Annotated in this window: 7 protein-coding genes and 2 pseudogenes; all 9 read right to left on the bottom strand. The window is 65.8% G+C overall.

The window, feature by feature from the left end; translation table 11 throughout:
- Positions 1-590 (bottom strand): annotated as a pseudogene (locus EKA13_RS25145) (type IV conjugative transfer system coupling protein TraD); the annotation flags it as partial.
- A gap of 4 nt (positions 591-594) precedes the next feature.
- Complete coding sequence (locus tag EKA13_RS25140) at positions 595-1,143, bottom strand: integrating conjugative element protein (protein ID WP_003158633.1); 549 nt, start codon at positions 1,141-1,143, stop codon at positions 595-597.
- Positions 1,140-1,745 (bottom strand): transglycosylase SLT domain-containing protein, encoded by a 606-nt coding sequence (locus tag EKA13_RS25135; protein WP_003158632.1) that lies wholly within the window; start codon positions 1,743-1,745, stop codon positions 1,140-1,142. The genes EKA13_RS25140 and EKA13_RS25135 overlap by 4 nt, the downstream gene beginning before the upstream one ends.
- Positions 1,727-2,464: a TIGR03759 family integrating conjugative element protein gene (locus EKA13_RS25130; RefSeq protein ID WP_003158631.1), complete on the bottom strand. Its 738-nt coding sequence runs from the start codon at positions 2,462-2,464 to the stop codon at positions 1,727-1,729. The genes EKA13_RS25135 and EKA13_RS25130 overlap by 19 nt, the downstream gene beginning before the upstream one ends.
- A 14-nt stretch (positions 2,465-2,478) precedes the next feature.
- Positions 2,479-3,120 (bottom strand): hypothetical protein, encoded by a 642-nt coding sequence (locus tag EKA13_RS25125; RefSeq protein ID WP_003158630.1) that lies wholly within the window; start codon positions 3,118-3,120, stop codon positions 2,479-2,481.
- A complete protein-coding gene (gene pilL2, locus EKA13_RS25120) occupies positions 3,117-3,695 on the bottom strand; it encodes a PFGI-1 class ICE element type IV pilus protein PilL2 (protein ID WP_003158629.1) in 579 nt (192 codons plus the stop codon). Before pilL2 ends, EKA13_RS25125 begins: the two co-directional genes overlap by 4 nt.
- Positions 3,696-3,928: 233 nt before the next feature.
- A complete protein-coding gene (locus EKA13_RS25115) occupies positions 3,929-6,208 on the bottom strand; it encodes a helicase-related protein (RefSeq protein ID WP_003158628.1) in 2,280 nt (759 codons plus the stop codon).
- 137 nt (positions 6,209-6,345) lie between these two features.
- The gene (locus tag EKA13_RS25110; RefSeq protein WP_425311439.1) at positions 6,346-6,591 is read right to left on the bottom strand and encodes a plasmid related protein; all 246 of its coding nucleotides are present in this window, start codon (positions 6,589-6,591) and stop codon (positions 6,346-6,348) included.
- A gap of 166 nt (positions 6,592-6,757) precedes the next feature.
- Positions 6,758-6,904: pseudogene (locus EKA13_RS25105) on the bottom strand (DUF6094 domain-containing protein); the annotation flags it as partial.

Below are 6,904 nucleotides of genomic sequence, written 5' to 3'. Positions count from 1 at the left end.
GTGCCCAGCACCAGCGAATGCCCGACGCGCTCACCCAGCGGCAGGCTGACGTCCACCTCATCGGGTTCGATGCCGTGCAGGCGCGGCAGGCCGCCCACAGGCGGCAGCGGGCGCACCGGGTTGAAAGACACATCCCAGCCCGTGAGCGCGGGCAGCCGAGACAGCGGGAACGGCGCGAACTCCAGCCGTTCCTCCAGCCTGCGCGCCAGCCGGTAGGCCGGCGTCAACTCGACGTAGCGGCGAAATTCCGGTCGGTACGTCTGCATGAGCCGATGGGTGTGTTTCTGCTCCCACAGAAACCCGCGCCCCACGAACAGACGCTGCTGGCTGACCGGTACGTCCTTGCTGGTCATCACGTAGCGCGGCAAGCGGCGAATGTTGCGCCGGTAGCGCAGGATGACGCGGGCATCGCGGTAGCGGATGGCACCGTAGGCGCAGAACGCCAGCGCACTGCCGACGCCCATGGCCGGACTCAGCGCGAGCGACCACGGGGCCACCAGGGACAGAAACGCGGCGCCTGCACACGCCGCGACGGTATAGAACTCCACCGCTGGGCGCAGCAAAACCTCGACCGGCTGTTTCCCCGACATGGCTTCATTGCTCGATGCCGGTGGCTGTGATCAGCACCGGGTAATGTCGCAGAGCCAGGCGCTCGGCCAGGTCGTCACCGGCCACAGGCGCGAGGGCTACGCCCGGCACCAGGGCGCGCAGCCGTGCCAGGCCCTGCACGGTCTCGACGTTAACCACCAGGCCCACCGCGCCGCGCTGGCGCAGCGAGGCCGCCTGACGACGAAGCCAGGCGCGGGACGCCTCGTCGTCGCCGATGACCACAAAGGGCCGCAGGCCCGGCGCCTCTATCACCCGCCGCGCGACGGTGCCAGGTGTGAGCTTGGCACTGCGCACCGGCAACATCGCGGCCTCGTCCATGGGCGTGGCGGGCACCGGGAGCATTGGGATGGGCGGTCGGGCCGGCGCATCGGCGCGCGGCTGAAGGTTCAGAGCCTCGTAGTACGGCAGCGCCGACGCGCCGCCACGGTCTTCGACCACGATCAGCGGCTCGCCGGCACGCGAGGCCAGCGGCAGAGCCGCCAGCAGCACGAGCAGACCCTTCAGCGTGAAGTTGCTCAGAGGGAGGTTCGTCATGGGGATGTCTCCTGGCGCGCAGCGAGGGCCGCGGTGGTTGGGTGCGTGCCCTGCACACGGGCAAGGTGGCGCGACACGCTCCGCCTGTAACGGGCGGCAGGTTCTCCGCCCGCAGGACGGTGGTAGCGACCGATTGCCAGCAACCAGTCCTCGCCAGTGGTGTGCTGCTCTTTCAGGATTTCAGCGGCGATGGAAAGATTGCGGTACGGGTCGAGCAGGTCGCACGCGCTGGCGTAGCGCTGTTGGTGGTAGCCGAGGTTGATCTGGCCAAGGCCCGCGTCGATGCGCGTGTGCGGCGTGGCGCGCATCGCCTGCTGCAAACCGGCGCAGGCGTCGGCGCGTGTTGCGTAACGACGCGACTGGCCAGCGACGTTGAGCGACCACGGCCACGGGACGATGCGTCCATTGCGTCGGATGCCGCTCTCTTGCAAGGCTACGGCGTAGAGCACCGTCGAGGGGATGCCTGCGCGCTGTGCGGCAAGCTGGTAAGCCGGTGGCGGAAGCTCCTGGGCATGGGCGGCGCAGGCGCACAGGCCCGCCGCGATCACCAGTGCGCGCAAGCACTGCGAAACGGAGGTGGCCACTATGGCTGGCGCTGCCATTGACCGTTCACCTCGCGCACGACCGCAGGAAGGTCTCCGGGCAAGCTCAGCGACAGCCACCGCCCGCCATCATGGTTGAGCGTGATGCCACCGCTGCGCACGCGCGCCGGATCGACGTTCGCCCGCTTGGCCCAGTCGCGGATACGTGTGTCGTCCTGGCGGCTGCCGACCATGTACAGGTCGAACTCGGTACCAGAGGATTGCAGGCGCTGCACGAGCTGCCCGCAGGCCGCGCAGCCGTCCTTGATGAACACTGCCGTGCGGCCTGAACCGCGCAAGGGATTGGCGCTTGTGCCGGTGTCGGGCTTGTCGTCAGGCAGGTTCACCCGCTGCATGCCGGGATTCAGGCGCTGCCAGGCCTCGTCGTAGGCACGCTGGTAGGCGAGCAGCTTCTCGACACGGCGTGCCTCGATCTGTACCTGCAGCTCTGCGTAGCGGAGCCGTTCCTCGTCGGTGCGCGCCTCGATGCCCAGGGCGGACAGCGGGTCCAGGTTGGGTGAGTAGATACCCAGCGGCCCATCCATCAGTTCGCGATAGCGCGCCCACTCCTGCGGTTGCAAGCCCCAGTCGCTTGCCACCCGGTCGTCCAAGGCGCGAGTGACCAGCGGACGCTCCTGGCTCTGGGCATTGCCGGCGGGGGCCGTGGTCGGTTGCTGCGCCCAAGCGGACAACTGGGCAGACACCAGCAGAAGCGCGGAAAGGATAATGGCAGGCTTCATGTCATGTCCTCAGCTCAAGGGATCGCCACGCGACGGGTCTGGTCGCCGGCCTGAAACACGGCGGAGTTGCCCTCGACCGCCTGAAAGCGCCATGGGCCGAGCGAATCGCCGGGCAGCAGTACCTCAAGCTGGTCGGGCGTGAAGTCCCCGCTGCTCGGCGCGACGGACAGGCTGCGCTGGCCGGCGCGAAGTTCGGCGCCGACGATGCGGAACGGCAGTGGCAGCGGTTCCGGCTTGGCGTTAGGCCTGCGCGGTGTGCGCGGCTGAGCGGGTGCTGCGGTGCGCGCAACGGTCTGGCGCGTCTTGATTTGCTCGACCTCCGTGCGCAGCGCCTGAAGGTCGTCAGCAGCGGCATAGCCGCTCAGCGTTGTCTCGACCTGGGCAGCGCGTGCTTCCAGGAGTTCGCGGGTGTCTTTAAGGTCTGCCGCCGTTGCGACGGTTGGACGCTGCTGGATGGCCTCAATGGCCTCGGCCAGACCTACCGCCTGCGCTTCGAGACGTTGCAGGCGGGAATTAAGCAGCTCCTGGTCGACCTGCTCGTTCACCGCCTGGTAGCCGAGAGCGACGAAAACGCTGAGGCCGATCAGCCAGAGCCACATCAGGCTCTGCAACATCATGGCGGTGATCGGGCGACGGGGAGACTGCGCGGCATTCATGGCTGGCCTCCCGAAACCGAAGGCATCAGCGGAAACGTCTGCACCGCCTCGGCAGCAGGCGGTTCGTGTTCGTGCTCGGCGGTCGCACTGCCTCCAGCCTGCTCAAAGCAAATCTGCCGTGCCCGGTCATTCGCGTGCAGTTCCCAGGCCGGGCCAGCCAGGGTAAGCAGCGCATCGCGCAAGGTCATGGGGCCAAGATGCAGGTGCGCCGCCGGCAGCGGCAGCGCATACAACTCGGTCACGGCGTGGGCCATCTCGCAAAGCTGGTAACCACTGCGTTTGAGCACATGCCGCAGGCCATCGCCCACCGTGGCACGGGCATCCTCCGGCATGGACACATCGATGGTCTGCAACAGCAAGTCACGCTGCGCTGCCGAGGGTGCCAGCTCAACCAGCGTGTAGCGGCCATAGCGCACGACGGGAATGAACTCGGGTGCCTCGGGTTGGGGAACGGAGGCGATTTCCTCTATGGCGTCTGGTGCCAGTGGCGCGGTCGTGGTGGCGCAGCCGCTGGCCAGGGCAGCGGCCAGGAGACCAGCGCCGACCAGACGCCGGGATACATGGATGGCGGGCATGGCATCGGCTCTTCTGTTGCGATGCCGATACATTGGCGGCGCGATGCCGTGCGGTCAGCCAGGAATGCGAACTGGGTGGTGCCCGGTTTGCTGCCTTGGGCAAGCGCTCGGCCTTCACGGGAACACTTTGGAATGAGAGAAAAACGCAGCCCCGCCCACGAAGAACGCGGACGGGGCTGCAAGGTGGGAAGAACAGAAAGCCGGCGGCGCTAGGCCGGCTTGTGGCGTGGAAATCAGGCGGTGACCAATTGCCGGGCCAGCGCCACTTCGACGGAATCACCGTCCTGGTTCAGGACATCCAGCCCCGATTCGGGCACATCGCCCGAGGTGGACTGCGAGACCATGATCTTCTTGGCCATCAGTTCCAGGCAGGTCATCTGCGAGGAACCGGCATAGCCGAGGTAGATCACGCGCACGGGTTGCTTCTGCCCGATGCGCCAGGAGCGGCGTGCTGCCTGTTGGAGCGAGTACACGTTGTAGCCACTTTGCATGAACACAATCGTCGGGAACTCCAGCAGGTCCAGCCCCGTCTTGACCAGCTCGGGATTGGTGACGAGCACGTCGATGCCACGGTCCAGTTGCTCGGCGATCCAGTCTTCTCTGCGGCTGGCATCCACGCTTGCGCGCAGCACCGCCACCTTGAAGCCTTCCTGCTCCAGCAGCCCCTTCAGGCGCGACGTGGTATCGCGCGTGCCGGTATAGACCGTGTAGGCCAGAACCTTGCGGCCCTGTGTCTTCTCCTGCCTGCAGATCTCGATCAGCTCACGCTCCTTGGGGCTGATCTCGAACTCATTGAACTGAGCCGGGACAAACGCCAAGGTGTTGCGCGTGCGTGGATGCACCACGGTCTCCGACCGGAAGCAGCAATCCGGCCAGGCCAGCAGCACGTTGAGCACCACCCCCAGCAAGGTCGTATCGCGTCGCGCCAGAGCCTGTTTCAGCTCTGCGGTCAGCCGACCCGCCAAATCGCGGTAGGCCGCAGCTTGCGCCACGTCCATCTGGACTTCACGAAACTCCTCGTCATACGGTGGCAGGACGTTGCCACCGATGTCCTTGAGCTTGAGAAATATGGTGAACGGCAGGATGCAACGCAAGACCCCTTTCGGGCCGAAGCCGGGAGCCTTGACCGTGCGCACCGATACCTTGGTGCCCTTGGCCGTCTTGTGCGCCGTGCCGGCGCTCTCGGAGTAGATGTCCTTGAGGACGCCGTGATCGCGCATGAACGCCATCGCAGCCGAGGTCATGCTGCCGCTCGTGGTCGGGCGGTAGCCGTCTTCGATCATCCGCCCTGGCAGTGCCCGGAACAGCAGGTAGAACAGATCATCGCCGTAGCCGCCCATCAGCGTGCCGGTCAGCAGCAAGGTCTTGCGAGCCTTCGCCGCCAGCACGCCCATGGCCTGGCCCTGGGCACTGCCACCGTTCTTGTACTCGTGCGCCTCGTCGGCGATGAGCAGGTCGAACGTGCCTTGCGGCAGGTAGCGTTTGATGAACTCGGACGGTTGGTAGCCGCCCTCGCCAAAGCCAAACTCCATGTTGGCCATCGCACGTTCCATGCGCGTGGCCTGACGGTCGGAAAACACCAGCTCGCCATTGCCGTCCATCAGGTTGATGAACTCGTGGATGTTGTCACCCAGCATCGAGGCCAGGAAGCCGTCACCAAACTTCTGCATCAACTTCTGCGCGGTGACTTCCCCGATGGTCGGGATGCGCTTCAAGGCTTTGAGGACGACAGAGGACTGGTCACTGCCGGACAGACTACGCGGGCGGATCAGCGTCCACAGGGGCGCGGCGCAGTGGCTGCACTTCCTGCGGGACTCCTCGGCTTCGAGCGAGATCGGGTTGACCGGTTCGCCGTCGAGGTCCGTAATGACCGTGCCGCAGTTCGGGCATGCTGCCACGTCGCCGTGGCGGGTGCGCCGCTGGGTGAAGACCGGCTTCCAGTGGAACCCCATCCGCATCCGCACGCGCCCCAGGACGAAAAACTCCTGGCCCGTGGGCTGCACACCCAACTGCTCGCGCAGCTTGATGAGCTTGACCAGCGTATCCGGGCCATTGAGCACCCAGACCTTGGCGCCGGCCACCGTCTCCTGGATCTCGCGCCGCCACTTGTAGACCAGGTGGGGAGGCGAAAGTACCAGCGTGCGGCGGTAGCCTTCGGCGTTGAGCACCGCGGCCGTGGCGATGCCGACGGTCGTTTTGCCGCAGCCCATTTCGCCATTGACGATCGCAGCGCGTTCGCCTTGATCGACCAGCAGCTCGGCGGCAGCATGGACAACGTCGGCCTGGGCCTGGAACAGCTTGCGCTTGAGGCTGGCAACGACGAGTTGCCGCTGTGCTTGCGCTTGGCCGGTATAGACCGGCGGGTTGGCGCGGTTGAGAGAATCAAGCAGTTCGTCGCCGAACTCGCCGACAAAATCCTGAAGGCTCAGGGTCAGAGGGGATGATTCCGCTTCGAGCAGTTCGCCCGGTACGGGCGCTGCATTGCTGGCGGTGGTGTCGAGATCAACGGGCATGGTGATGCTCCATAAAAAGAATGGGGCATGCACCACCCCAGCGGGGCGATGACATGCCCCGTGGTGGGAAGAGAGACGGCGAACCGTCGGTGGTTGGACAGTACAGGCACTCCTTGGCCTGCGGTGACAACTCGCGGTCAGTACTCGTTGGGCAGCAACAGCGTGGTGACGCTGCGATCCCATTCGGTGATGATCCAAATCTTCAGGCCGGGTGTGACCTCGTAAGAAGAAAACAGACGATCCTCGCCGGACTTCAGCGCGGCATCGTTCTGCCGCCTGTCGCTGTCGTCGAGGTCGCCCCAATCGCCGCCGAGGTGGCGACGCAGGTAGGGAGTCGGGTTGAGCCGGCCCTGTCGGACCAGGTCATCGACGCCGCAGGTCATGACCACCTGGCCTGGCGAGAAGCGCAGGCTCGGTGTTTGGCTGATGGAAAGTGCTTGGGCTGCCATGGAAGGCTCCTGGATATGGAGGGGCCACGGCACCCCATCGGGGCGACTGGACCCCGGTAGGTGGAAAAATCGACGGCGAACCGTCGGCGGTGAAAAACAATCAGCGAATGGTCAACACCTCGCCCCGTGTCGGGGAATCAGGCGTCATGTCCCACGCGCGGATGACGGGAACAAACTTGTCGGTGAGGATGCGCGTCTCGGCGATCGAGCCGTCTTCGCGCTCGGTGAATTCCCGCTGGAGCGTCTT

Source organism: Pseudomonas defluvii (assembly GCF_001695625.1).
Lineage (GTDB): Bacteria > Pseudomonadota > Gammaproteobacteria > Pseudomonadales > Pseudomonadaceae > Aquipseudomonas > Aquipseudomonas defluvii.
This window is presented reverse-complemented; position numbering and strand designations above follow the sequence as displayed.